Genomic DNA, 24,856 nt, shown 5'->3' on the forward strand with positions numbered 1-24,856 from the left:
CGATCGGCAAAAGTTAATCGCCATCCGTTTCAACCGAAACGCGTTTGGCGAAAAATTTGCCCTTCTCAGCCGATGAGGCGCGGGTACTCGATTGCCGGGCAGCGGTCCATGACAACCTTGATGCCGGCCGCCTCGGCTTTGGCGGCAGCGGCATCGTCGCGCACGCCGAGCTGCGCCCAGATTACTTTCGGTCGCGGGTTCATCGCCAGCGCCTCGTCCACTACCTCCGACAGATAATTCGAGGCGCGGAAGACATCGACCATGTCGACCGGCACGGGCACCTCAGCGAGGTGACCGAAGACCTCCTGCCCCTGGATGCACTTGCCGACCTGGCCGGGATTGACGGGTACGACCTCATAGCCGCGCGACAGAAGATAGCCCATGACTCCATTGCTCGGCCTTGCGGGATTGGGCGACGCGCCGGTGAGCGCTATCGTCTTCACCGACCGGAGAATATCGAGGATGTATTCGTCGCTATAGTGATCGTGATCCATCTTTCCTTGTCTCCAACTCAATGACAGCGCTAAAGCGTTTCCTATATATAATAGGTACGCCAGACGCCGAAGGAGGAGATCGCCGTGAGAAAAGTGCTTGTGTTCGCCGCCGCGCTGCTCGCCGCCACGCCGGCGCTCGCCATATCGCGCTACAATTCGCAGACGATCAGCTGCGACCGGGCACGCGCCGCCATCCATAACGAGGGAGCGGTTATCTTGCGCTACCCCTCCACCCGCGTTCGCGGCATGACGCTCTACGACAGATATGTGCGCAACAGCCGCATGTGCGACGCCAACGAATATGCCGAATGGACCACGGTTCCGACCAAGGACAACGCGAAATGCCGGGTTCTGAACTGTCAGAATATCGACAACCTGGACGGGATGCTGTTCATTCCGGATAATTCGCTCTGAGACCTGAAATTCCGGTTGAGCGGCTGCCCATCAGACGGGCATAAAACCCACCAATTTTGACAGGCCGATCTCGCCCTCGCTTGGTTTTTTGTGATCTATTTGCATCACCCAGTCGGGTTAATGCACTCGCCTTAGCAAATGTTCATTGTATATCCCGTTTATGTCCCCATCTGTTCACGGCCATTTTAGAAACACCTCATAGTTGAATGAGGAAAAAATGTTTGAAACTTCTGGCGTACGTATCGCAACGACCGCTTGGCGATATGATCGTCCGAAGGTTGCATAATCGATTAAGCAGGGTCGGCGCTGCATAGCTTCGTCTCAATGGCCGCTGTTGCATTTTCCTGATGACGGCGTAACAAGCTTTGTCCCGTCTTTTCGCCACACCATCAGGTAGTTCTTTTGTCCCTCACCGTCATCCTGCTGGTCCTGTTCGGCGCGCTTCTTCACGCGACCTGGAACGCCTTGATCAAGGCCGGGACGGACAAGGCGCTCGATGCCAGCCTGATCTCGGCGGGCGGAGCGATCGCGGCTTTGCCGTTCCTCCCGTTCCTGCCGTTTCCCGCTATCGAGGCCCTGCCCTATATCGGCGCCTCGGCGATTTTGCAGTTCGCCTATTTCCAGCTGGTCGCAGGCGCCTACCGAGCCGGCGATATCGGCCTCGTCTATCCTCTGATGCGCGGTTGCGCGCCGCTCTTGGTGGCGGCAACGAGCGGCTTCGTACTTGGAGAGAGCCTGTCTGGCGGCGCGCTCATCGGCACGATCACCATCTGCGCCGGCATCCTGACGCTCGCCTTCGAGGCCAAGCGCGGCAGCGGCCACGCCATTCGTCTGGCGCTCGCCAATGCCGTGGTCATCGCTACCTACACTTATGTCGACGGCATCGGGGCGCGGATATCCGGCAATGCGATCTCCTATACGCTGTGGATGTCGCTGTTGCCGCCGGTGTTGCTGCTCAGCTGGGCGATCTCGCGGCGCGGCGCCTATGCGGTTGCCATGCATGTGAAGGTGAACTGGTGGCGCGGCCTGATCGGCGGCACCGGATCCATCGCATCCTATGGGCTGGCGCTCTGGGCCATGACCAAGGCGCCGGTGGCTACCGTCGCCGCGCTGCGCGAGACATCTATCCTCTTCGCGCTCATCATCTCCGTTGTCTTCCTGGAGGAGAAAGCCAGCCCATGGCGCTATCTCGCCGGCGCGATCATCGCGCTCGGCGGGCTGTTGCTGAAGCTGGCATAGAAGGCTCCGAGCTCCGCCGGGTTCAGTCCCTCGTCCAATCCGGCATCCTGTTCTCCAGGAATGCCCCGATCCCCTCTTCCGCATCTTCCGTCATCATACTGTCCACCATGACTTCCGCGGCATAGCCATAGGCCTCCTCGATCGGCATTTCTACCTGACGATAGAAGGCTTCCTTGCCGATCTGGAGCGCCATGGGCGATTTGCTTGCAATCACCGACGCGTATTTGGTGACGACCTGCTGCAGATATTGTTTCGGCACGATGCGGTTGACCAGGCCGAAGTCCTTGGCAGTCGACGCGTCGATCGTTTCGCCCGTCAGCAGCATCTCCATCGCCTGCTTGCGATGGGCGGAGCGCGTCAGCGCCACCATCGGCGTCGCGCAGAAAAGCCCGATGTTGACGCCCGGCGTGCAGAATGTCGCGGTATCGGTGCAGATCGCGAGATCGCAGGAAGCGACGAGCTGGCATCCGGCGGCGGTCGCAAGGCCGTCGATCTCGGCGATGACGGGCTTGGGGAGCTTGGTGATTTCCAGCATCACGTCGGCCGCGAGCGCGAAGGTCTCCTCGAAGAAGGCTTCGCCGTCATCCGCGTCGGCGCGATGCTCGGTCAACTCCTTGAGATCATGGCCGGCCGAGAAGACATCGCCGGTCGATGCGATGATCACCACGCGCACGTCGTCGTCCTCAGCCGCATTCTGCAGCTCACCCATCAACGTCTCCATCATGGCGAGCGACAGGTGATTGGCGGGAGGATTATTCAGGGTCAGCCGCAGCACGCCATCGGAAAGCTGGCGCAGCACGAGCGAACCGCTGGCTTTGCTGGCATCGGTGCGGAACGATAGGACTTCGGCCATGATAAAACTCCCTGCATGTCGATTTGGTGCTATCAGTCCTGCCACAAAAGGCCAGTCTTTTCGAGGAGAAGCGATGCCGCTGGCGCCAAAGCGCTCACATCGAGACGCCGAAAATTGAGGTATCAAAATACCACATACTTAACGCATTGATTTCATTGACTTGTTTTTACGACTGCAGCCCGCGACAATATTGACGCTGCCGACCTCAACCTCTATACACACCGCCAGAACGCAGCCTTTCCCGGCTGCTTTCTTTTTGGTGCGCCCCAGGGCTCCCAAATCAAGCAACAAGAAACGCCCTTTCGCCTTCGGGCCAAGGGATCAAAAGAGAGTAACTACTATGGCAACCTTCTCCCAGAAGCCTGCAGAGGTAGAGAAGAAGTGGGTCATCATCGACGCCGAAGGGCTTGTCGTTGGTCGTCTCGCTTCTGTTATCGCCATGCGTCTGCGCGGCAAGCACAAGGCTACCTTCACTCCGCACGTTGACGACGGCGACAATGTCATCGTCATCAATGCCGACAAGGTCGTATTCACCGGCAAGAAGTATTCCGACAAGGTTTACTACTGGCACACGGGTTTCGCCGGCGGCATCAAGGAGCGTACCGCTCGCCAGATCATGGAAGGCCGCTTCCCGGAGCGCGTTCTTGAAAAGGCAGTCGAGCGCATGGTTCCGCGTGGCCCGCTCGGTCGTCGCCAGATGAAGAACCTGCGCGTTTACGCTGGTTCCAACCATCCTCATGAAGCTCAGCAGCCTGTCGCTCTCGACGTCGCCTCGCTGAACAAGAAGAACGTAAGGAGCGCCTAAGAATGGCTGACCTCTCCTCCCTGAAGGATCTCGGCACGGCTACCGAAGCTTCGGCTCCGGCACACGTCCGTAAGGTCGATTCGCTTGGCCGCTCCTACGCGACCGGCAAGCGCAAGAACGCTGTTGCTCGTGTATGGGTCAAGCCGGGCTCCGGCAAGATCGTCATCAACGGCAAGGAATTCACGGAATACTTCGCGCGTCCGGTTCTGCAGATGATTCTGCGTCAGCCGATCGTCGCTGCTGCCCGTGACGGCCAGTTCGACATCATCGCAACGGTTGCCGGCGGCGGTCTTTCCGGCCAGGCCGGTGCCGTTCGTCACGGCGTTTCCAAGGCTCTCACCTACTTCGAACCGGGCCTGCGCTCGGTCCTGAAGAAGGGTGGCTTCCTGACCCGCGACAGCCGCGTCGTCGAGCGTAAGAAGTACGGTAAGGCCAAGGCCCGCCGTTCGTTCCAGTTCTCCAAGCGTTAATCGCTTCAGACTTCGGAATGTGGAAAGGTCGGGTGCAAACCCGGCCTTTTTTTCGTTTTGGCAATTGTTGAATCGATATTCAAATCGCATACCTCTTCGAACAGGCGAGAAGGAGTATTCACTTGGCCAACAAGTCGATCGATCATGCTTTCACGGCAACGAGCCTCACCTCGGCGGCAACTGACCCGACGTTTGCGGGTGCGCTGTCCTTCATGCGCCGGCGTTTCACCAAGGATCTGACCGGCGCCGATGTGGTGGTATGGGGCGTTCCGTTCGATGCAGCGACGTCCAACCGGCCGGGCACGCGTTTCGGGCCGCAGGCGATCCGGCGGGCTTCGGCGATCTTCGACAATGATCCGCAATACCCCTTCAATCGCGATCTCTTCGCCGAGATGGCCGTCATCGACTATGGCGATTGCCTGCTCGACTACGGCAACCACCAGGAGACGCCAGCGGCAATCGAGCGGCAGGCGAACACGATCGTCGATGCGGGCGCCTTCATGCTGACGCTGGGCGGCGACCATTACGTGACGTGGCCGATCCTCAAGGCGCATGCGGCCAAGCATGGCCCGCTGGCGCTGGTGCAGTTCGACGCGCATCAGGATACGTGGTTCGACGACGCCAAGCGGATCGACCATGGCTCCTTCGTGGCGCGCGCGGTCCGCGACGGCATCATCGATCCCGATCGGTCGATCCAGATCGGCATCCGCACGCATGCGCCCGACGATTTCGGCATCAATATTCTCTACGGCCATCAGGTCGAGGAGATGAGCGCTGCCGAGATCGCCTCGACGGTCATCTCGCACACCAAGGGTGCGCCCAGCTATCTGACCTTCGATATCGATTGCCTGGATCCAGCCTATGCACCCGGCACCGGCACGCCGGTCTCCGGCGGCCCGTCCAGCGCCAAGATCCTCTCCGTGCTGCAGCGGCTGCATCAGCTCGATATCCGCGGCGCCGACGTCGTCGAGGTGTCTCCCGCCTACGACCATGCCGACATCACCGCCATTGCGGGGGCGACGGTCGCGATGTATATGCTGGGGCTGCACGCCGAACGACGCGCGACAGCGTCACACGGCTGACTCATCCATCTTCCAAAATGATTCCGGACTTCTTTCTAACCTATTGAAAGTGTGAGCAAGACAATGGCACCGAAGATCTTCATCGATGGCGAACACGGCACGACGGGCCTGCAGATCCGCACGCGCATGGCCGGCCGCAGCGATGTCGAGCTTCTGTCCATTCCGGAAGCGGAGCGCCGCAATGCCGCGATCCGCGAGGACATGCTCAACAGCGCCGATATAGCCATTCTCTGCCTGCCCGACGATGCGTCGAAGGAAGCCGTGCAGATGGTCTCGGCCAACAACAATGTCCGCGTCATCGACACCTCGACAGCCTACCGCGTCGACCCTTCCTGGGCCTATGGCTTTGCCGAGATGGACAAGGATCAGGCGGCCAAGATCAGTTCGGCGCGCTTCGTCGCCAATCCCGGCTGCTATCCGACCGGCGCCATCGGCCTGATGCGGCCGTTGCGTGCCGCAGGCATTCTTTCAGATGGCTATCCCGTCACCGTTAACGCGGTCTCCGGCTATACCGGCGGCGGCAAGCAGATGATCGCGCAGATGGAAGACCAGAGCCGTGACGACGCGATCAGCGCGCCGCACTTCCTCTACGGCCTCACGCTGACGCACAAGCATGTGCCCGAGATGAAGATCCACGGCCTGCTCGACCGCGCGCCGATCTTCGCGCCGTCGGTCGGCAAGTTCGCGCAGGGCATGATCGTGCAGGTTCCGCTGCATCTCGACATGCTGGCCGCAGGCACGACGCTGGAGAGCATCCACGCGGCGCTGACCGCCCATTATGCCGGCCAGGACATCGTCACGGTCGTTCCGCTCGCCGACAGCAGCAAGATGGCACGCGTCGATGCCGTCGAGCTCGCCGGCAAGGACACGATGAAGCTCTTCGTCTTCGGCACGCCGGGTGGTTCGCAGGTCAATCTTGTCGCCCTGCTCGACAATCTCGGCAAGGGTGCCTCTGGCGCTGCCGTGCAGAACATGAACCTGATGCTGGCCTCCTGAGCGAAGCCGGGCTTTCATGTCGTTTTCCGGTAGCATGGCCGACATCGGCGCGTGGCTTTCCGCCGCGCTGCCGGATCATGGACTTTATACGCTGATCGCCATCGCCTGCATTGCCGGGCTCGCCCGCGGATTCTCCGGATTCGGGGCGGCGCTGATCTTCATTCCGCTTGGCGGCGCCATCATCGGACCGAAGCTGATCTCGCCGGTGCTGCTCGTCATCGACGGATTGGCGACGCTGGGGATGATCCCGCCCGCATGGAAGCGTGCGAACCGGCGCGAGGTGTTCACCATGGCCGCCGGTGCGATGCTCGGCGTTCCCGCCGGAACCGCGGTGCTGACGCTGATGGACCCGCTGCTTCTGCGCTGGTCGATCACTGCGATCGCGCTGCTCCTGCTTGCGCTATTGGTCTCGGGCTGGCGCTATCATGGGGAACCGCATTCCTATCTCAGCGCCACGGTGGGGCTGGTGGCAGGATTGTTCAGCGGTGCCGCCCAACTCGGCGGTCCGCCCGTCGTCGCCTACTGGCTGGGCGGAAAGACCGAGTTCACCAAGGTGCGCTCCAACATCATCATCTACTTCGCGATCTCCACCTGCTTCAGCGTCGCCAGCTATTATGCCGGCGGGCTGTTCGTCGACACGGTGTTCGCGCTGACGCTGGTCATCCTGCCGAGCTATACGATCGGCCTGTATCTCGGCTCCAAGCTTTTCGGCTTCGCCAAGGAGAGCACCTTTCGGATCATCTGCTACGGGCTGATCGGCGCATCTGCCTTCCTCGGCATGCCCGCTCTCGACGGCCTACTGCGCTAGGGCAGACGACCGGCGGGCTTGGCCGGTCTTGACGACCAGCGCCTCGCCTGGGCCGTGGACCGCCGCGAAGAGCAGGCCGGCCAGGAAGGTGAAGTGATCGATGAAGAAGCCGAATTCCGCCTGATTTCCGGCCCAGCGTCCGGGTCCGTGGAATGCCACCGCGAGGAAGATCACATAGATCCCCGCCAGCAGGGCTGCCGGCGAAAAGAAGATGCCGGTCAGGAAAGCGAGCGCCAGCCCCAGTTCGAAGAAGGCAGCGATCCAGGCGAGAAACAGCGGGAATGGAAAGCCGGCGGCGGCGATGTAGCCGGCCGTGGCCGAAATATCCATGAACTTGAAGCTCAGCGCCATGATGAACACCCCGGCGAAGATCAGCCTTGCGATCAGAATTGCGATTGTCCTGCCCATATCTCTCTCCCTGTGCCGATAGCGGCCCTGTGCGTAAACGCTCCGCAGCGCGATTGTGCCGCTTATGATGCAAGGACGAACGGTTGGGCACGCTCCCGACATGCCCTTGCACAATCTCTTCCCGCACCTTGCCATTCTGATTCAAGTGCTTCGCAAGTCGAGTCCGAAACGCGCCGCAAGTCGATGATTTCGGATTCCATTTAGCAATCGCTGTCCGCCGCCAGCCGACCCCGCCTTTATGAGATTTCTATTTCCCGTCGAAGACCCGCGAATGGATTTCATACGCCGCGCGGCGTTAGCCTTGGTCGAAATTCAGAGGTAGACGTCATGCGAGACTTCCTATTTGCCCAACCTCCGACCGGCCGTCCACGACCGCCCGTGCCCAAGCGGCAGATGCGCGAGAAGCGCACGGCGCACTTACTGATCATCTTCGGCCTCGTGCTTGCCGCCGTGGAGATCTAGGTCATCTGGGGCAGTATCTGACACGGCCATGCGGATGGATACACGACTACGACTGGGACCTGTGATCACGGCGCTGGTCACGCCATTCAGGAACGACCGGCCCGACCTTGCCATGCTCGAGCGGCTGGCGGAGAGGCAGATCAATTCCGGCATCGACGGACTGGCCGTCTGCACAGTCACCGGCGAAGGGCCGACATTGTCGCCCGCCGAGCGAGCGGCCATCATCCATACCTGCGTGAGGGTCGCGGCTGAGCGGGCGCCCGTCATCGCCGCCACCGGCACCAATGCCACATCGACCACGATCGCGCTGACTTTGGAGGCGCGGGAGCTCGGCGCCGACGCGGCGCTGGTCACGGTGCCCTATTATTCGAAACCGGGGCTGAAGGGTATCGTCCACCATTTCGAACAGGTGGCGGCGGCAAGCGATCTGCCTGTCATCATCGATGACAACCCCTCGCGCTGCGCCAGCAGCCTGGCACCTGAAAGCCTCGAGGCGCTGACGCCCGTTGAGAGCATCCTCGGCGTCGTCCATTCCACCGGTTCAGCGGCCCGCCTTACGCCACGTCTGCGACAGCGCTTCGTCTCCCTGTCATCCGATGACGGCAGCGCGCTTTCGTTTCTCGCTTGCGGCGGAGACGGCATGCTGTCGTCGGGCGCGAATGTCGAGCCGCGCCTGTTTGCTTCGCTTCATCGCTCAGCGAAGGCGGGCAACGTGGCGGCGGCCATTGCGCTGCATGACCGTTTGCAACCGCTCATTCGGGCGCTTGCCGAAAATGGCTCGCCAGCTCGCGTCAAATACGCACTGCATGTGCTGCTTGGCACCTCCCATGACGTCCGCCTGCCGATGGCCGGCCTCGATGCCGCCGAGAAGGCGGCGGTCTTCGCCGCGCTGACGGGGCTCGCCGAGAGCCGTCGCCAAGCGCGCGCGGTTTAGCTGACAACTCCCACCACAGCCTCGATCATCCAACCTGAAAGGAAAGATCATGCCCTCCTCCAACGCGCGTGCCCTCGCCGCGACCAACCAGCCCAGCCCCCTGCCGCGCTTTACCATCGGTCGGAGCAAGGGCGGCGGATGGGTGGTTCAGGATCGCGAGGGGCGCGTCGGTGGTCTGTTTATCAGCGAGAGCGCCGCATTGCATTTCGCCTCCGACGAATGCGATCACGATGCCACGCAGATCGCGATCACCCGCACCCGTACGCTGCTACCCTTCGATAGGCCCGGCGGCAGCGAACATGTGCACTGACGAGACATGATCCACCTCCGCGGGAGCGCACAACGGCGTTCCCGCAGGCGTTGGCGAACGCTTCCTTAACCGCCGTTTCGTATCATCGGCCCCTACCCCACACCGAGCAGACACGATGTCGAACAAGCCGAATTTCCGCTTCACTCATTACGATCTCAAGGAGCAGCGCGCCGGAACGGTGATCGAGGTGACCTTGAACGCAGTCGCCAATGTTCGGCTCATGACATCGCCGAACTACCAGCGCTTTACCGAAGTGCTCGACTTCAAATATGTGGGCGGCGTTGCGCGCAAATCTCCGATCCGGGTGCCGATCCCCGACAGCGGCCACTGGCATCTCGTGGTCGACATGGAAGGCCATCACGGCCTTGCGGAATCATCCGTCAAGATCATCACCGCTCCCACAGGCCAGAAGCGTGCGTCTTGATCAGCGCTGATTGCGCTCTTTCCTGAGTTTCGACCACCATTCAAGCCGCTTGCGGATGTCGCGCTCGAAGCCGCGCTCGGGCGGATCGTAGAAAGTCTGGCGACCCATCTTCTCCGGGAAGTAATCCTGGCCCGAAAAGGCGTCCGGCTCGTCGTGGTCGTAGCGATAGCCTTCGTTGTAGCCCTCATCCTTCATCAGCTTGGTCGGCGCGTTCAGGATGTGCTTGGGCGGCAATAGCGAGCCGTTCTGCTTGGCGGCCATGGTGGCGGCCTTGAAGGCGGTGTAGACGGCGTTGGATTTCGGCGCGGTGGCGAGGTAGACGCAGGCCTGTGCCAGCGCCAGTTCCCCCTCGGGCGAGCCGAGATAATCGTAGGCGTCCTTGGCGGCGTTACAGATGACAAGCGCCTGGGGATCGGCAAGGCCGATATCCTCGACCGCCATGCGCACCAGCCGGCGGCCGAGATAGAGTGGATCCTCGCCGGCGTCGAACATGCGCGCCAGATAATAGAGCGCTGCATCGGGATCGGAGCCGCGCACGGACTTGTGCAACGCGGAGATCAGATTGTAGTGGCCGTCCTGGGCCTTGTCGTAGACTGGCGCGCGGCGCTGGACGATCTTGGTCAGTCCCTCGGTATCGAAGATTTCGTCGCGGCGGGCAGCGCGCCAGACTTCCTCAGCGAGCGTCAGCACGGCGCGGCCATCGCCATCGGCCATGCGCAGCAGGCTGACGCGGGCTTCCGGCGTCAGCGGCAGCTCCCTGCCCTCGATCGCCTCGGCGCGGTTCAGGAGCTCGGCCAGGCTCTGATCGTCATGCGACTTGAAGGTCAGCACGCGGGCGCGTGACAAAAGAGCGGCGTTGAGTTCGAAGGACGGGTTCTCGGTGGTGGCGCCGACGAGGATGACGGTGCCGTCTTCCATCACTGGCAGGAAGCTATCCTGCTGGGCACGGTTGAAGCGGTGGATTTCGTCGACGAAGAGCAGCGTCTGGCGCCCGTCCATGCGGCGCAGGCGGGCGGCCTCGAACACCTTCTTGAGATCGGCGACGCCTGAGAAGATCGCCGAAATCTGTTCGAAGGCAAGACCCGCCTCGCCCGACAGCAGGCGCGCGACGGTGGTCTTGCCGGTTCCGGGTGGTCCCCAGAAGATCATCGATCCCAACGAGCCGCTTTCGATCATCCGCCTGAGAACACCGTCCTCGCCGGTCAGGTGATCCTGACCGGTAACGTCGGCGATGGTCTGCGGGCGAAGCCGATCCGCGAGCGGCCGCCTGTTGGCGACCTCCGGCGGAATGCGCGGCGCGAAGAGATCATTGCTCATCGGAAGAACTGCCGGATGCGCTGGCCATTGCGCTCGATCTCGACGCGCCAGAAGCTCGGGTTCTGCGCGGCCAACGTAGCAAGATCCTTCGTGGTCTTCACATCGGCGCTGTTGACGGAGACGATGATGTCCTTCGGCTCGAAACCGAGCTGCTGGGCAACGGAGCCATCCTTCACTTCCGAAACGACGACGCCCGTGCTCTCGCTTGCCATGCGCAGCTCATCGGCCACGCGCGGCGACAGGTTCTCGACGACGGTGCCTGTAAACGGCGAGCGGCCGCCGATCGTGCGCTGGTCGCGCGGCGTCGTCTCGGGCGCCTGGCCGAGCGTCATCCTCACGTGCTCTTCCTTGCCGTTGTCGATGATGGCGAGATCGACAGGCTTGCCGAGACCGGCCGTGGTCAGGCGGTAATAGAGCGCATCGGGATGCTCCACCGAGATGCCATCGACGGCGGTGATGACTTCGCCCGCCTTCAGGCCAGCCTTTGCGGCCGGGCCGCCTTCGGTGACCTTGACGACGATGGCGCCACGCGCCTTTTCGAGGCCGAGCGCATCGGCAACGTCTGAGGTGACCGCATCGAAGGTCGCGCCGACATAGGGGCGCTCGAAGGTCTTCACGCCCGCGTCAGCGGAAGCGACGAAGACTTTCACGAGGTTGGCGGGGATGGCGAAGCCGATGCCGTTGGACCCGCCGCCGCGCGAGAAGATGGCCGTGTTGATGCCGATCAGCTCGCCCTTCATGTTCATCAGCGCGCCACCGGAATTGCCGGGGTTGATCGAGGCGTCCGTCTGGATGAAGAAGCCGAACTCGTCCTTGACGACCTGGTTGCGCGCGAGCGCCGAGACGATGCCTGACGTGACCGTCTGACCGACACCGAACGGGTTGCCGATGGCAAGTACGAGATCGCCAACCTCAACGGCGTCGGAATTGCCGATCGGAAGCGCCGGGAACGTCGCCTTGGTATCGACCTTGAGCACGGCGAGGTCCAGACGATCGTCCTTCAGAATGACCTTGCAGGGAAACTCACGACCATCCGAGAGCGCGATCTTGATTTCGTCGGCACCTTCGATGACGTGGTTGTTGGTCACGATCGTGCCGTTCGCCTCGACGATGACGCCCGAGCCGAGCGAAGACTGCTTCTGCGTACGGTTCGGCATCTGCTGGCCGAAGAACTGCTCGAAGAAGGGATCGCCGGCAAACGGCGACTGGCGGCGCACGGTCTTTTCGGCATAAACATTCACCACCGCGCCCGCCGTCTGCTTGACGAGCGGCGCGAAGGACAGCTGCATCTCCATCCGGCTCTGCGGCACGGTCTTGCCCGTCTCGCTATTGGCCGTTTGGGCATGAGCATTGATCGGCAGTGCAAGCACCAGAGCAAGCAGCGGCAGATAGGCGCGCTTCAACAGGTCGTGCATAATAATCCCTTCTTGAAATCGTCTTGAGAGAACGTTGTAGTGCCGGACGCTAGAAAGGAAAGAGGGCGGAAGCATGGAAGAACAGGGCGGGTGAACCGATGCGCGACATACTTGCCAAACTGAATCAGGAACGACAGGCATGCAACTGATATCAAAGGCCAAACTCTGGGCAAAGTCACTGAAGCGTGACGTCGTGGCCCTGTGGCTCGCCGCACGCGACACGCGCGTGCCCTGGTATGCCAAGGCGGCCGCGGGAGGAGTTGCCGCCTACGCGTTGTCGCCAATCGACCTGATCCCCGATTTCATTCCCGTGCTTGGCTATCTCGACGATCTCCTCATCGTGCCCTTGGGCATCATGCTCGCCGTCAGGCTCATCCCTTCCGATGTGATGGCGGAGCTGCGTGCCGACGCCGCCGCGCGTCTGGAGCGGCCCACAAGTCGCGCCGGGCTGATCGTCATCCTTGCCATCTGGCTTTGCTGCATCATCTTCGTCGGCATGGCATTCTTGAGAGCCAGATAGACAGACAGGAACCAGTGCATGACGCGATATCGCCAGCTCCTCCTCTTCACCGCCGCCGCCCTGCTGCTTTGCTGCGCCGGGACAGGCCGCGCGGCAAGCTTCGATTGCGAGGCAAAGGAGCTGAAGGCGGACGAGAGAGCGATCTGCGACAACCGCTCGCTCAACGACGCCGACGTGAAGATGGTGACGACCTTCGAGCTGTTGTCGGGCCTGCTTGCCATGGGCTCGCGCGGCACGATGCAGGACGAGCAGACGGCGTGGCTGAAGAAGCGCCAGGATTGCGTCGCCGACGTCGCCTGCATCCAGGCCGCCTATGACGAGCGGCTGAAGCAGCTGGCAGAAACCTACAAAAACATAAACCGGCCGCTTTGAGGCGACCGGTTTAATAGAGCAACTGACTTTCAATCAGTAGGTTCAGCGATCGCCGAGATCGCGAACGGCGCCACGGTCGGCGCTGGTTGCGAAGGCGGCATAAGCCTTCAGCGCGGTCGTGACGTTGCGCTTGCGCTTTTCGGCCGGCTGCCAGCCCTTGGCATCCTGTTCGGCGCGGCGGGTTGCCAGTTCCTGGTCGTCGACACGCAGGCTGATCGTGCGGTTCGGGATGTCGATATCGATCATGTCGCCCTCGCGAACGAGGCCGATGGTGCCGCCATTGGCCGCTTCCGGAGAGGCGTGGCCGATGGACAGACCCGAGGTGCCGCCGGAGAAGCGGCCGTCGGTGATCAGAGCGCAGGCCTTTCCAAGGCCCTTCGACTTCAGGTAGCTCGTCGGATAGAGCATTTCCTGCATGCCCGGACCACCCTTCGGACCTTCGTAGCGGATGACCACAACATCGCCGGCGACGACTTCGTTGGACAGGATCGCCTTTACGGCCGCGTCCTGGCTTTCATAAACCTTGGCCGGGCCGGAGAACTTCAGGATCGATTCGTCGACGCCAGCGGTCTTCACGATGCAGCCGTCGAGCGCGAGGTTGCCCTTCAGGACGGCCAGACCGCCATCCTTGGAGAAGGGATGCTGGGCATCGCGGATGACGCCGGTTTCGCGGTCGAGGTCGAGTTCTTCCCAGCGCGAGCTCTGGCTGAAGGCGACCTGCGTCGGAACACCGCCGGGGGCGGCGCTGAAGAGATCGAAGGCGGCCTTGTTGTCGGTGACCGCGACATCCCACTGCGCCAGCGCTTCACGCATGGTCGGAGAGTGGACCGTCGGAAGATCGACATTCAGCAGGCCGGCACGGTCGAGTTCGCCGAGAATGGCCATGATGCCGCCAGCGCGGTGAACGTCTTCCATGTGAACGTCGGCCTTGGCGGGCGCGACCTTCGACAGGCAGGGAACGCGACGCGACAGGCGATCGATATCGTCCATCGTGAAATCGATCTCGCCTTCATGCGCGGCCGCGAGAATGTGCAGGACGGTATTGGTCGAGCCGCCCATGGCAATATCGAGCGCCATGGCGTTTTCGAACGCGCCCTTGCTGGCGATAGTGCGCGGCAGGGCGGTCAGATCGTCCTGTTCGTAATAACGGCGGGCGAGCTCGACGACGCGACGACCGGCTTCAAGGAAGAGTTCCTTGCGGTCGGAATGGGTGGCGAGTGTCGAGCCGTTTCCGGGTAATGACAGGCCGAGCGCTTCCGTCAGACAGTTCATCGAGTTCGCCGTGAACATGCCGGAGCAGGAGCCGCAGGTCGGGCAAGCAGAGCGCTCGATGACGGCGACGTCTTCATCGCTGATCTTGTCGTCGGCGGCTGCGACCATGGCGTCGACGAGGTCGAGCGCGACCTTCTTGCCGTTCAGCACGACCTTGCCGGCTTCCATCGGGCCGCCGGAGACGAAGACCGTCGGGATGTTGAGGCGCAGCGAGGCCATCAGCATACCGGGGGTGATCTTGTCGCAGTTGGAGATGCAGACCATGGCGTCGGCGCAGTGGGCGTTGACCATGTATTCGACGCTGTCGGCGATCAGTTCGCGCGAAGGCAGCGAATAAAGCATGCCGTCATGGCCCATCGCGATACCGTCGTCGACAGCGATCGTGTTGAACTCCTTGGCGACACCGCCGGCCGCTTCGATCTCGCGCGCGACGAGCTGGCCGAGGTCCTTCAGGTGGACGTGGCCCGGCACGAACTGGGTGAAGGAGTTGACCACCGCGATAATCGGCTTGCCGAAATCCGAATCCTTCATGCCCGTGGCGCGCCAAAGGCCGCGTGCGCCCGCCATATTGCGGCCGTGGGTCGTGGTTCTCGAACGATAAGCTGGCATTGGTGTTTCCTCACAACATCGGAAGTCTTGCGCGATACCGGGCGGATCTTGACGACACGCTCCTACTATCGCTGCTTTTTGGAATTGTCCTAATCCAAAGAGTATATGCTGTCACTACCGGGAAAGGCAAAAGCGGTACTCCTCGGTACGCCTCAGGCGTCCATCGATCATATACGTGGGTGGAACGTGGTTTGTTACAGGCAGAAGCTACGTTTTCGCTACACGATAAGTTGGCTTCCCGGCCGGCCGCTTCAAGGCGTAAACAGTGATCCGAAGCGAGCTTGAATGCGTTGAAGGTTCAATGCCGAGCTAGGTTGCTCAGGAGGATATCATGCCCGTCTACCGTCCACCCAGGATCGCCTCTTCGGAGATCACGCCGCGCCAGACCTATCTCGATCGCCGCCAGTTTCTTGGGGCCGCCGCCATCGGCGCCGTCGGCCTATTGGGTGCCGGTACGGCCAGCGCGGCCGCGCTCTCGGCGGTCGATAGCAAGTACAAGGTCGATGAGAAGCTGACGCCGATCAAGGATGTGACGACCTACAATAACTTCTACGAGTTCGGTCTCGACAAGGGTGATCCGGTGGCGCTGTCCGGCGACTTCAAGCCCGCGCCCTGGACGATCAAGGTCGACGGCATGGTCAACAAGCCGGGCACCTTCGATCTCGATGCGCTGATGAAGGAATTTCCGATCGAGAGCCGCACCTATCGCATGCGCTGCGTCGAAGCCTGGTCGATGGTGATCCCGTGGGATGGCTTTCCGCTGGCTTCGCTGCTCAGCAAGGTCGAGCCGCTCGGGAGCGCCAAGTATGTCGCCTTCGAGACGGTGGTACGCCCTGAGGAGATGCCGGGGCAGAAGGGGATCTTCCAGTCGCTTAACTGGCCCTATGTGGAGGGGCTGCGGCTCGACGAGGCCAACCACCCCCTGACGCTGCTTGCCGTCGGCCTATATGGCGAGACGCTGCCGAACCAGAACGGCGCGCCGATCCGGCTGGTCGTTCCCTGGAAATATGGCTTCAAGGGCATCAAGTCGATCGTGAGGATCACGCTGACGGACAAGGAGCCGAAGAACACCTGGCAGGTCACCAATTCGCAGGAATACGGCTTCTATGCCAATGTGAACCCCGCCGTCGATCATCCGCGCTGGAGCCAGGCGACCGAGCGGCGGATCGGCGAGAGCGGCTTCTTCGGCGCCAGCCGCCATCCGACGCTGCCGTTCAACGGCTATGGCGATGAGGTGGCGAGCCTCTATGCGGGCATGGACCTGAAGGCGAACTTTTGATGGCAACGCTCTCGTTCAGCCTGCCGAAGCGATGGCATTCGGCCTCCGTCTGGCTGCTCTATGTCGTCGGGTTGGCGCCTGCCGCCTGGACCTTCTATCTCGGCGCCACCGACCAGCTGGGCGCCGATCCGGTCAAGACCTTCGAGCTGTTCCTGGGCCTCTGGGCGATCCGCTTCCTGGTGCTGACGCTCGCCGTCTCCCCTGCCCGCGATCTCCTCGGCTGGAACTATCTGCGCTATCGCCGCGCGCTGGGGCTTCTCGCTTTTTACTACGTGGCCATGCACTTCGCGGTCTATATGCTGCTCGATCAGGCGCTCGACGTCTCCGCCGTCCTCGACGATGTGATGAAGCGTCCCTTCATCATGTTCGGCATGGCCGGCCTTGTGCTACTCGTGCCGCTGGCTGTCACCTCCAACAACCTGTCGATCAGGAAGCTCGGATCGAAATGGATCTGGCTGCACAAGCTAATCTACATCATCGCCGCCTGTGGCGCGGTGCATTTTGCGCTGTCTACGAAGCTTCTGGATCTCGAGCAATATGTCTATGTCGGCCTGATCATCCTGATGATCCTCTACCGGTCATGGCGGCCAATTGCGCGGAGCAGGAAGCGTAGCCGAAACGGGCAAGGCGGCAGAACGCGTCCAGCCCAGGCTGCCGGCTGAGCTCTTGTTAGAAACCATGAGGGCTGACAGACTGCCCTCATGGAAGCAGCGTCGCCACTATACACCTACCGTGACCCGCATTTCGCCCCGGCCGGGGACACAGTCGTTGCCGCGGCGCCGCTCGACGTCGTCGTAGACGTCTATGGCGGCGGCGGGCTCGTTGGCGAGGCTGGCTTAAGTGCGGCCTTTGGTGGCGCGATCGTCTTCAAGGAAGACCTGACCGGGGCCCGTTTTCTCGGGATATGGGGAAAGCGCAATGCTGCGCGTTTCAAGGCGGCGCTAGAGGCGCAGGGTGATGTCGAGGCCATAGACGGCCCGCCACCGGCGCGGCTTCAGCATTTCAGCAAGACTGGCGAGCGGCCGAACCGCACGCGATGACAAATCAACGCCTCAAACGAAAACAGCCGGGCTTTTCAGCCCGGCTGCTTTGCTTCCGGCGAACCGGAAAATATTAAGCGGCTTCAGCAGCAGCTGCTTCGGCTTCAACGCGAGCCTTGTCGGCTGCGCCCTTGGCGAAGGTGTCGCGGTCAACGAATTCGATGACGGCGAGAGCGGCGTTGTCGCCCTGGCGGAAGCCAGCCTTCATGATACGCAGGTAACCGCCGTTGCGGGTTGCGTAGCGCGAAGCGATCGTGTCGAAGAGCTTCGAAACAACAGCGGCGTCGCGGATCTGCGAGATCGCCTGACGACGAGCGTGCAGGTCGCCGCGCTTGCCGAGGGTTACGAGCTTTTCAACGATCGGACGGATTTCCTTTGCCTTCGGCAGGGTGGTCACGATCTGCTCATGGGTGATGAGCGAAGCCGCCATGTTGGCAAACATTGCCTTGCGGTGGCTAGCGGTTCTATTCAGCTTGCGGCCGGCTTTACCGTGGCGCATTGCTATTCTCCTTCACATGCAGGCATCTCGCCCGCCGTTTGATGGTTAGTATTGGTCTTCGTAACGCTTGGCGAGATCTTCGATGTTCTCAGGCGGCCATGCCGGCACTTCCATGCCGAGGTGCAGGCCCATGGAAGCGAGAACTTCCTTGATTTCGTTCAGCGACTTGCGACCAAAATTCGGCGTGCGGAGCATTTCTGCTTCGGTCTTCTGAATGAGGTCGCCGATGTAGACGATGTTGTCGTTCTTCAGGCAGTTTGCCGAGCGAACAGACAGTTCGAGTTCGTCCACCTTCTTGAGGAGAGCCGGGTTGAAAGCGAGTTCGGTGACTGCTTCTTCTTCGGTTTCCTTCTGCGGCTCGTCGAAGTTGACGAACACGCCAAGCTGATCCTGCAGGATGCGAGCCGCGAAAGCGACGGCATCTTCGCCGGAGATCGAACCATCGGTTTCGATGGTCATGTTCAGCTTGTCGTAGTCGAGAACCTGTCCTTCGCGGGTATTTTCAACCTTGTAGGACACCTTCTTGACCGGCGAATAGAGGCTGTCGACCGGGATGAGACCGATCGGAGCATCTTCCGCACGATTGCGATCGGCCGGAACATAGCCCTTGCCGTTGTTGACGGTGAATTCCATGCGGATTTCGGCGCCCTCGTCGAGCGTGCAGATCACATGCTCGGGGTTGAGGATTTCGATATCGCCGACCGTCTGGATGTCGCCAGCCGTTACAACGCCAGGACCCTGCTTACGCACGACCATGCGCTTTGCGTCGTCGCCATCCATCTTGATGGCGATTTCCTTGATGTTCAGAACGATGTCGGTGACATCTTCACGAACGCCAGGGATCGACGAGAATTCATGCAGCACGCCATCGATCTGCACGGCCGTCACTGCGGCACCGCGCAGCGAGGAGAGCAGAACGCGGCGAAGCGCGTTGCCGAGGGTGAGGCCGAAACCGCGCTCCAGCGGCTCTGCTACGAGCGTCGCCTTGGTGCGCGAGCTCGAAGAGAACTCGACCTTGTTCGGCTTGATCAATTCCTGCCAGTTTTTCTGAATCATATTTTTGCCTTCCGTTCGTTGCCACCATCCAATCGTGACAACCGAGCTTGAGAAGCATCGGGAGCGAGGATCCGCTCACCGATGTTGTGAATGGCGATGATCAGACGCGACGCTTCTTGCGCGGGCGGCAACCATTGTGCGGGATCGGGGTCACGTCGCGGATGGACGTGATCATGAAACCAGCAGCCTGGAGGGCGCGCAGAGCGGATTCACGACCCGAACCCGGACCGCAAACTTCAACTTCCAGCGACTTCATGCCGTGTTCCTGAGCCTTCTTGGCGCAGTCTTCAGCAGCGATCTGAGCAGCGAACGGGGTCGACTTGCGCGAGCCCTTGAAGCCCTTGGCGCCAGCAGACGACCAGGCAATGGCGTTGCCCTGTGCGTCGGTGATCGTGATCATCGTGTTGTTGAAGGTCGAGTTGACGTGAGCGACGCCCGACGAAATGTTTTTACGTTCGCGACGGCGAACGCGTACGGCTTCCTTGGCCATTTTAATCCCTTTCTTGGATCTCTGCACCGCCGTAATACCAGCGGCTACACCGGAACGAGACCTTGCGGCCCTGCCCCAAACTCAAAAGAGGCCGGCGCAGACCGCCAGCCCCCTCACCTCCGGTTTCCCGGAAATTACTTCTTCTTACCAGCGATAGCCTTTGCCGGGCCCTTGCGGGTACGAGCATTGGTGTGCGTGCGCTGACCGCGGACCGGAAGGCCACGGCGATGACGCAGGCCGCGGTAGCAGCCGAGGTCCATCAGACGCTTGATGTTCATCGAGGTCTCGCGACGCAGGTCACCTTCGACCTGGTAATCGCGGTCGATGGTTTCGCGGATCTGCAGGACTTCAGCGTCGGTGAGCTGATTCACGCGACGATCAGCAGGAATGCCGACCTTCTCGATGATTTCCTGTGCGAATTTCGGACCGATCCCGTGAATGTACGTCAGCGCGATTACAACGCGCTTTGCGGTCGGGATGTTGACGCCAGCGATACGTGCCACGCCTATTCTCCTTGCGTTCCAGTTGCCATCCGGCAAGTGGTGTCTCGTTACACGGCCTTGAAAGGCCGCAATTACAATTCAGGTTCTCAACAAGTCAAAACGATCGAACCCGGAATTCCTATCGGAAGTCCGCGCCGATCGCATCAGATATCGCGAGTTGGCGCGGTGTTTAACGGAATCAGTGCTGAAAAGCAACCGCTCCCGCCAAGTTTTATTTCCAAAGCCTTACAGCTTCGAAAGTATGCCCTCGATCTCGCCGGTGAGGTGATCGATGTCTGCCATGCCATCCACCGACTGCAACTTGCCCTTGGCATAGTAGTAGCCGATCAGCGGCGATGTTTCCTTGTAGTAAGCGCCGAGACGCGTCACCACGGTTTCACGGTTGTCATCGGGACGACGCTTGAAGTGAGTCGAACCACAGCGGTCGCAGACCCCTTCCACCTTCGGCTTGACATTGGTGTCGTGATAGCCGGCACCACAATTCGCGCAGGTGTAGCGGCCCGAAACGCGGTCCGCCAGAATCTTGTCGTCCACCTGGATCTCGACAACCTTCGACAGTTCGAGACCCTTGCCCTTGAGCATGGCTTCCGTCGCATCGGCCTGAACCAGCGTACGCGGGAAACCGTCGAGGATGAAGCCATTCTCGCAATCTGGCTGGTCGATACGTTCCGACACGATTGCGATGACGATGTCGTCAGAGACCAGCTTGCCAGCATCCATGACGGCCTTGGCGCGCTTGCCAACTTCGGTACCGGCCTGAACGGCGGCGCGAAGCATGTCACCCGTGGAAAGTTGCGGAATGCCGTACTTTTCCACGATCCGCTGAGCTTGAGTCCCCTTACCCGCGCCCGGCGGCCCCAAAAGTATAAGTCTCATCGACCCCTCTTTCCTCCACGCAACTTCGATTTCTTGATCAGGCCTTCGTACTGCTGCGCGATCAGGTGACCCTGAATCTGCGCGACCGTATCAAGAGTTACGCTAACGACAATCAAAAGCGAAGTGCCACCAAGGGATAATGGAATCCCTGTCTGCGACACGAGGATTTCTGGAAGAATGCAGACGAATACGAGGTAGATCGCGCCGATGACCGTGATGCGGGTCAGCACGTAATCGATGTACTCGGCGGTGCGCTCGCCGGGACGGATGCCCGGGATGAAGCCGCCATGCTTCTTCAGATTGTCGGCCGTGTCCTTCGGATTGAAGACGATGGCCGTATAGAAGAAGGCGAAGAAGGCGATCAGCAGACCGTAGAGGAGCATGTAGAGCGGCTGGCCATGGCCAAGAGCCGCGACAATCGAGGTCACCCAGGTCGGCATGTTGGTGGTGCTGGCGAAGCCCGCGATCGTTGCCGGTAGGAGCAGCAGCGAGGACGAAAAGATCGCCGGGATAACGCCCGAGGTGTTGAGCTTCAGCGGCAGGTGCGAGGTATCGCCCTGGAACATGCGGTTGCCCACCTGGCGCTTCGGATACTGGATCAGAAGGCGGCGCTGGGCGCGTTCGACGAAGACGATGATCGCGATGACGGCGATCGCAACGACGATGACCAGCAGGATAAGGCTCGTCGACAGCGCGCCTGTGCGGCCGAGTTCGAGCGTACCGGCAAGAGCCGAAGGCAGGCCAGCGGCGATGCCGGCGAAGATAATGAGCGAGATGCCGTTACCGATACCGCGCGAGGTAATCTGCTCGCCGAGCCACATCAGGAACATCGTGCCGCCGAGCAGCGTGATGACCGTGGAGACGCGGAAGAAGATGCCCGGATCGACAACGAGCCCCTGCCCGCTCTCAAGACCAATGGCAATGCCATAAGCCTGCAGCGTGCCGAGAAGGACGGTGCCGTAGCGGGTGTACTGGTTGATGATCTTGCGACCCTGCTCGCCTTCCTTCTTCAGGTTTTCGAGCGCAGGCACGACCGAGGTCATCAGCTGCACGATAATCGAAGCGGAAATGTAGGGCATGATGCCGAGGGCGAAGATCGCCATACGCTGTACGGCGCCGCCCGAGAACATGTTGAAGAGGCCGAGAATGCCGCCTGCCTGACCCTGGAAGGCCTGTGCGTAGGCCTGCGGGTTGAGGCCGGGAAGCGGAATGTGCGTTCCCAACCGATAGACGAGGAGAGCTGCCAGTGTAAACCACAGGCGCTTCTTGAGATCCTCGGCTTTGGCGAAGGTCGAGAAATTGAGGTTGGAAGCCAACTGTTCCGCTGCAGACGCCATGCGTATCTCCGCGCTACCGGTTTCGGGCTCTGACCAAGCGAAAGGCAGAACGCCGGATCGGCATTTCTGAATTATTCAAAAGCGGGCTTCGGACGGATTGCGGGCGCAACCTATGCCTCACCCTGTTGTTCGTCTAACCTGTCCTGACGCACGTGCATCCGACCGGTTTTTGTGAGGCTCACATATGGGAGCAAAACCGCCCGGTGTGAAGCACCCCGGGCGGTTTATCATAGATTAAATTACTCTGCAGCTGCGGCAGAAAGAAGCGTGACGGAACCGCCAGCCTTTTCGATCTTTTCGACTGCCGGCTTGGAAGCGCCAGCAACTTCGAACTTGACCTTTGCCTTCAGCTCGCCGTCGGCGAGAACGCGAACGCCGTCCTTGACGCGACGGATAACGCCGGCAGCCTTGAGAGCTGCTGCATCAACCGTGGACTTGGCGTCGAGCTTGCCAGCGTCGATAGCAGCCTGAACACGCTCCAGGGACACGACAACGAAGTCGGCCTTGAAGATGTTGTTGAAGCCGCGCTTCGGCAGGCGACGGTAGATTGGCATCTGACCGCCTTCGAAGCCGTTGATGGCTACGCCCGAACGGGACTTCTGACCCTTGACACCGCGACCACCGGTCTTGCCGGAGCCCGAACCGATACCGCGGCCGAGGCGCTTGCGGCTATGGGTCGAACCTTCGTTGTCTTTGATTTCATTGAGTTTCATAGCGAATACTCCCTGCTTACTTCTCGTCGACGATGCGAACGAGATGCTGGACAGCACGGATCATGCCACGAACGGAAGGGGTATCTTCCAGCGTGCGACGACGGTGCATCTTGTTCAGCCCGAGACCGATCAGCGTGCGCTGCTGGACATCCGGACGGCGAATCGGGCTGCCGATCTGCTCGACGGTAACCGTCTTTGCTTCGGTCTTCTTTGTAGCCTTGGCCATGGATCAGCTCCTCTTATTCTTCAGAAGCGTTACCGGAAGCGGCACGGCGAGCCTGGAGCGTTGCATACTTGATGCCGCGCTGTGCTGCGATGTCCTTCGGGTGAACCTGGTGCTTCAGAGCGTCGAAGGTAGCGCGAACCATGTTGTATGGGTTCGAGGAACCGGTCGACTTGGCGACGACGTCGTGAACGCCGAGCGTTTCGAAAACAGCGCGCATCGGACCACCGGCGATGATACCGGTACCGACCTTGGCCGAACGAAGCAGAACCTTGCCGGCGCCGTGGCGGCCGTGAACGTCGTGATGCAGCGTACGGCCGTCACGCAGCGGTACGAAGATCAGTTCGCGCTTGGCAGCTTCAGTTGCCTTGCGGATTGCTTCCGGCACTTCACGTGCCTTGCCGTGACCAAAGCCAACGCGGCCCTTCTGGTCACCGACGACGACGAGGGCTGCGAAACCGAAACGACGGCCGCCCTTGACGACCTTGGCGACGCGGTTGATCGCGACCAGCTTGTCGACGAATTCGCTATCGCGCTCTTCGCGGTTCTGGCGATCGTCGCGCGAACCTTTTCTTTCCTGTGCCATTGTCCTTTTCCTTTTTCTTTTGCGGGTGGAACGGCAGACAACACGAGGACCGCAGCAGCCTCCCCTATCGAGGAGCGTTTGCGGTCCGGTTAAAATCCGGCCGGAGCGCTGAGCGCCGGCCGGAAATTCATTAGAAGGTCAGACCGCCTTCGCGGGCTGCATCTGCCAGGGCCTTGATACGGCCGTGATAGATGAAGGCGCCACGGTCGAATACGACTTCCTTGACACCAGCCTTGGAGGCGCGCTCGGCGACGAGCTTGCCAACGGCGGCAGCTGCCGCGGTGTCAGCACCGGTCTTCAGAGAACCGCGCAGGTCCTTATCGAGCGTCGAGGCAGCCGCGAGGGTCTTGCCGGCAACATCGTCGATAACCTGAACGTAGATGTTCTTCGAGGAGCGATGAACCGACAGGCGCGGACGGCCATTGGCCACCGACTTGAGATGACGGCGCACGCGGTTGGCACGACGTGCAAGTGCTTCTTTCCTGCTAGCCATTTCGCGTGATCCTTACTTCTTCTTGCCTTCTTTGCGAACGATACGTTCGCCGGCATACTTGACGCCCTTGCCCTTGTAAGGCTCAGGACCGCGGTATTCGCGGATTTCAGCGGCGACCTGGCCGACCTGCTGCTTATTGATGCCAGTGACAACAATTTCAGTAGGCTTCGGCACAGCGATCGTGATGCCGACCGGCGGCTCATAAACCACGTCGTGGCTGAAACCGAGAGCGAGCTGCAGGTTCTTGCCCTGAAGCGACGCGCGGTAACCAACGCCGTTGATTTCGAGCTTGCGCTCGTAGCCGTCCTTAACACCCGTGAAGATGTTCTCGATCATCGTGCGGGACATGCCCCACTTCGAACGAGCATCCTTCGACTGCGTGAGCGGCGTCACGACAACCGCATTATTTTCGAGCTTAACGCCGACTTCGTCGTTTGCGACGAAGAACAGCTCGCCCTTCGGGCCCTTTGCAGTAACCTTCTGGCCTTCGACCGTAGCCGTAATCCCAGCAGGAATCTGAACGGGCTTCTTACCGATACGAGACATTTTTATATCCT

The 24,856-nt window shown here is 61.0% G+C and carries 33 protein-coding genes; 16 read left to right on the forward strand and 17 right to left on the reverse strand.

Features of this window, described 5'->3' with window-relative positions; genetic code table 11:
• Positions 1-65: 65 nt before the first annotated feature.
• Complete coding sequence (locus tag ACCD05_RS01870; RefSeq protein ID WP_413390829.1) at positions 66-494, reverse strand: CoA-binding protein; 429 nt, start codon at positions 492-494, stop codon at positions 66-68.
• A gap of 84 nt (positions 495-578) precedes the next feature.
• Here ACCD05_RS01870 and ACCD05_RS01875 point away from each other — a divergent pair, with 84 nt between their 5' ends.
• Together ACCD05_RS01875 and ACCD05_RS01880 are read left to right on the forward strand one after the other, a co-directional pair.
• Positions 579-908 carry a hypothetical protein gene (locus ACCD05_RS01875; protein ID WP_413390831.1) on the forward strand — a complete coding sequence of 110 codons (330 nt, stop codon included), beginning with the start codon at positions 579-581 and terminating at the stop codon, positions 906-908.
• Between the two features lie 402 nt (positions 909-1,310).
• The gene (locus ACCD05_RS01880) at positions 1,311-2,147 is read left to right on the forward strand and encodes an EamA family transporter (protein WP_413390833.1); all 837 of its coding nucleotides are present in this window, start codon (positions 1,311-1,313) and stop codon (positions 2,145-2,147) included.
• A gap of 22 nt (positions 2,148-2,169) precedes the next feature.
• On the opposite strand, the gene ACCD05_RS01885 is transcribed toward ACCD05_RS01880, so the two are convergent.
• Entirely contained in the window at positions 2,170-3,000 is an 831-nt protein-coding gene (locus ACCD05_RS01885) for an enoyl-CoA hydratase (RefSeq protein WP_413390835.1), read from the reverse strand.
• 340 nt (positions 3,001-3,340) lie between these two features.
• Here ACCD05_RS01885 and rplM point away from each other — a divergent pair, with 340 nt between their 5' ends.
• From rplM to ACCD05_RS01910, 5 genes are all read left to right on the forward strand, one after another.
• A complete protein-coding gene (rplM, locus tag ACCD05_RS01890; protein ID WP_018900238.1) occupies positions 3,341-3,805 on the forward strand; it encodes a 50S ribosomal protein L13 in 465 nt (154 codons plus the stop codon).
• A gap of 2 nt (positions 3,806-3,807) precedes the next feature.
• Entirely contained in the window at positions 3,808-4,275 is a 468-nt protein-coding gene (gene rpsI / locus ACCD05_RS01895) for a 30S ribosomal protein S9 (protein WP_037177440.1), read from the forward strand.
• A gap of 122 nt (positions 4,276-4,397) precedes the next feature.
• Complete coding sequence (gene speB / locus ACCD05_RS01900) at positions 4,398-5,357, forward strand: agmatinase (RefSeq protein WP_413390838.1); 960 nt, start codon at positions 4,398-4,400, stop codon at positions 5,355-5,357.
• Between the two features lie 63 nt (positions 5,358-5,420).
• Positions 5,421-6,353: an N-acetyl-gamma-glutamyl-phosphate reductase gene (gene argC, locus ACCD05_RS01905; RefSeq protein WP_413390840.1), complete on the forward strand. Its 933-nt coding sequence runs from the start codon at positions 5,421-5,423 to the stop codon at positions 6,351-6,353.
• Positions 6,354-6,369: 16 nt separating this feature from the next.
• Entirely contained in the window at positions 6,370-7,161 is a 792-nt protein-coding gene (locus tag ACCD05_RS01910) for a sulfite exporter TauE/SafE family protein (protein WP_413390842.1), read from the forward strand.
• Here ACCD05_RS01910 and ACCD05_RS01915 read toward each other — a convergent pair.
• Positions 7,150-7,569 carry a DoxX family protein gene (locus ACCD05_RS01915; protein WP_413390844.1) on the reverse strand — a complete coding sequence of 140 codons (420 nt, stop codon included), beginning with the start codon at positions 7,567-7,569 and terminating at the stop codon, positions 7,150-7,152. The genes ACCD05_RS01910 and ACCD05_RS01915 overlap by 12 nt on opposite strands.
• Before the next feature lie 327 nt (positions 7,570-7,896).
• On the opposite strand from ACCD05_RS01915, the gene ACCD05_RS01920 reads away from it, so the two are divergent.
• The 4 genes from ACCD05_RS01920 to ACCD05_RS01935 all read left to right on the forward strand — a co-directional run bounded on the left by ACCD05_RS01920 (position 7,897) and on the right by ACCD05_RS01935 (position 9,699).
• A complete protein-coding gene (locus tag ACCD05_RS01920) occupies positions 7,897-8,031 on the forward strand; it encodes a hypothetical protein (protein WP_413390846.1) in 135 nt (44 codons plus the stop codon).
• Positions 8,032-8,065: 34 nt separating this feature from the next.
• Complete coding sequence (gene dapA, locus ACCD05_RS01925; protein ID WP_413390848.1) at positions 8,066-8,965, forward strand: 4-hydroxy-tetrahydrodipicolinate synthase; 900 nt, start codon at positions 8,066-8,068, stop codon at positions 8,963-8,965.
• 49 nt (positions 8,966-9,014) lie between these two features.
• Positions 9,015-9,275 carry a hypothetical protein gene (locus ACCD05_RS01930; protein ID WP_413390850.1) on the forward strand — a complete coding sequence of 87 codons (261 nt, stop codon included), beginning with the start codon at positions 9,015-9,017 and terminating at the stop codon, positions 9,273-9,275.
• Between the two features lie 115 nt (positions 9,276-9,390).
• Positions 9,391-9,699 carry a DUF1883 domain-containing protein gene (locus ACCD05_RS01935; protein ID WP_047509937.1) on the forward strand — a complete coding sequence of 103 codons (309 nt, stop codon included), beginning with the start codon at positions 9,391-9,393 and terminating at the stop codon, positions 9,697-9,699.
• On the opposite strand, the gene ACCD05_RS01940 is transcribed toward ACCD05_RS01935, so the two are convergent.
• Positions 9,700-11,016 (reverse strand): replication-associated recombination protein A, encoded by a 1,317-nt coding sequence (locus ACCD05_RS01940; protein ID WP_113238539.1) that lies wholly within the window; start codon positions 11,014-11,016, stop codon positions 9,700-9,702. It lies immediately after the preceding gene.
• On the reverse strand, positions 11,013-12,431 hold the full coding sequence (locus tag ACCD05_RS01945) for a DegQ family serine endoprotease (RefSeq protein WP_413390853.1): 1,419 nt from the start codon (positions 12,429-12,431) through the stop codon (positions 11,013-11,015). The genes ACCD05_RS01940 and ACCD05_RS01945 overlap by 4 nt, the downstream gene beginning before the upstream one ends.
• A 139-nt stretch (positions 12,432-12,570) precedes the next feature.
• Here ACCD05_RS01945 and ACCD05_RS01950 point away from each other — a divergent pair, with 139 nt between their 5' ends.
• Together ACCD05_RS01950 and ACCD05_RS01955 are read left to right on the forward strand one after the other, a co-directional pair.
• Positions 12,571-12,951, forward strand: coding sequence for a YkvA family protein (locus tag ACCD05_RS01950; RefSeq protein WP_413390855.1), 381 nt, complete (start codon positions 12,571-12,573; stop codon positions 12,949-12,951).
• Positions 12,952-12,969: 18 nt separating this feature from the next.
• The gene (locus ACCD05_RS01955; RefSeq protein ID WP_413390857.1) at positions 12,970-13,323 is read left to right on the forward strand and encodes a lysozyme inhibitor LprI family protein; all 354 of its coding nucleotides are present in this window, start codon (positions 12,970-12,972) and stop codon (positions 13,321-13,323) included.
• A 42-nt stretch (positions 13,324-13,365) separates the two neighbouring features.
• Here ACCD05_RS01955 and ilvD read toward each other — a convergent pair whose 3' ends face one another.
• Positions 13,366-15,204, reverse strand: coding sequence for a dihydroxy-acid dehydratase (gene ilvD, locus ACCD05_RS01960; protein WP_111561262.1), 1,839 nt, complete (start codon positions 15,202-15,204; stop codon positions 13,366-13,368).
• Positions 15,205-15,535: 331 nt separating this feature from the next.
• Between ilvD and msrP the strand changes: the two genes are divergently transcribed.
• From msrP to ACCD05_RS01975, 3 genes are read left to right on the forward strand one after another with little or no spacing between them, the layout of a single operon-like run.
• Positions 15,536-16,483, forward strand: coding sequence for a protein-methionine-sulfoxide reductase catalytic subunit MsrP (gene msrP / locus ACCD05_RS01965; protein ID WP_413390860.1), 948 nt, complete (start codon positions 15,536-15,538; stop codon positions 16,481-16,483).
• Positions 16,483-17,145, forward strand: coding sequence for a protein-methionine-sulfoxide reductase heme-binding subunit MsrQ (gene msrQ / locus ACCD05_RS01970; protein WP_413390862.1), 663 nt, complete (start codon positions 16,483-16,485; stop codon positions 17,143-17,145). The genes msrP and msrQ overlap by 1 nt, the downstream gene beginning before the upstream one ends.
• Positions 17,146-17,184: 39 nt before the next feature.
• Positions 17,185-17,523, forward strand: coding sequence for a hypothetical protein (locus ACCD05_RS01975; protein WP_413390864.1), 339 nt, complete (start codon positions 17,185-17,187; stop codon positions 17,521-17,523).
• A gap of 73 nt (positions 17,524-17,596) precedes the next feature.
• Here the strand turns inward: ACCD05_RS01975 and rplQ are convergent, their stop codons facing one another.
• The 11 genes from rplQ to rplF form a co-directional block, all read right to left on the reverse strand.
• Positions 17,597-18,022, reverse strand: a complete 426-nt coding sequence (rplQ, locus tag ACCD05_RS01980; protein WP_018900257.1) for a 50S ribosomal protein L17 — start codon at positions 18,020-18,022, stop codon at positions 17,597-17,599.
• Between the two features lie 45 nt (positions 18,023-18,067).
• Positions 18,068-19,078 (reverse strand): DNA-directed RNA polymerase subunit alpha, encoded by a 1,011-nt coding sequence (locus tag ACCD05_RS01985; RefSeq protein WP_007787729.1) that lies wholly within the window; start codon positions 19,076-19,078, stop codon positions 18,068-18,070.
• A 100-nt stretch (positions 19,079-19,178) separates the two neighbouring features.
• Positions 19,179-19,568: a 30S ribosomal protein S11 gene (rpsK, locus tag ACCD05_RS01990; protein WP_003547577.1), complete on the reverse strand. Its 390-nt coding sequence runs from the start codon at positions 19,566-19,568 to the stop codon at positions 19,179-19,181.
• A gap of 134 nt (positions 19,569-19,702) precedes the next feature.
• Positions 19,703-20,071 (reverse strand): 30S ribosomal protein S13, encoded by a 369-nt coding sequence (rpsM, locus tag ACCD05_RS01995; protein WP_018900258.1) that lies wholly within the window; start codon positions 20,069-20,071, stop codon positions 19,703-19,705.
• A gap of 225 nt (positions 20,072-20,296) precedes the next feature.
• On the reverse strand, positions 20,297-20,947 hold the full coding sequence (locus ACCD05_RS02000) for an adenylate kinase (protein ID WP_413390869.1): 651 nt from the start codon (positions 20,945-20,947) through the stop codon (positions 20,297-20,299).
• On the reverse strand, positions 20,944-22,284 hold the full coding sequence (gene secY, locus ACCD05_RS02005; protein ID WP_018900260.1) for a preprotein translocase subunit SecY: 1,341 nt from the start codon (positions 22,282-22,284) through the stop codon (positions 20,944-20,946). Before secY ends, ACCD05_RS02000 begins: the two co-directional genes overlap by 4 nt.
• 239 nt (positions 22,285-22,523) lie before the next feature.
• Positions 22,524-22,997: a 50S ribosomal protein L15 gene (gene rplO / locus ACCD05_RS02010; protein ID WP_016553563.1), complete on the reverse strand. Its 474-nt coding sequence runs from the start codon at positions 22,995-22,997 to the stop codon at positions 22,524-22,526.
• A 16-nt stretch (positions 22,998-23,013) separates the two neighbouring features.
• Positions 23,014-23,223 carry a 50S ribosomal protein L30 gene (gene rpmD / locus ACCD05_RS02015; protein WP_016553562.1) on the reverse strand — a complete coding sequence of 70 codons (210 nt, stop codon included), beginning with the start codon at positions 23,221-23,223 and terminating at the stop codon, positions 23,014-23,016.
• A 13-nt stretch (positions 23,224-23,236) separates the two neighbouring features.
• Positions 23,237-23,806, reverse strand: coding sequence for a 30S ribosomal protein S5 (gene rpsE, locus ACCD05_RS02020; RefSeq protein WP_018900261.1), 570 nt, complete (start codon positions 23,804-23,806; stop codon positions 23,237-23,239).
• Positions 23,807-23,936: 130 nt separating this feature from the next.
• Positions 23,937-24,299, reverse strand: coding sequence for a 50S ribosomal protein L18 (gene rplR, locus ACCD05_RS02025; protein WP_018900262.1), 363 nt, complete (start codon positions 24,297-24,299; stop codon positions 23,937-23,939).
• A 12-nt stretch (positions 24,300-24,311) separates the two neighbouring features.
• Entirely contained in the window at positions 24,312-24,845 is a 534-nt protein-coding gene (gene rplF / locus ACCD05_RS02030; RefSeq protein WP_018900263.1) for a 50S ribosomal protein L6, read from the reverse strand.
• Positions 24,846-24,856 lie beyond the last annotated feature (11 nt).

The organism is Rhizobium sp. Rhizsp42 (genome assembly GCF_047304155.1).
GTDB lineage: Bacteria > Pseudomonadota > Alphaproteobacteria > Rhizobiales > Rhizobiaceae > Rhizobium.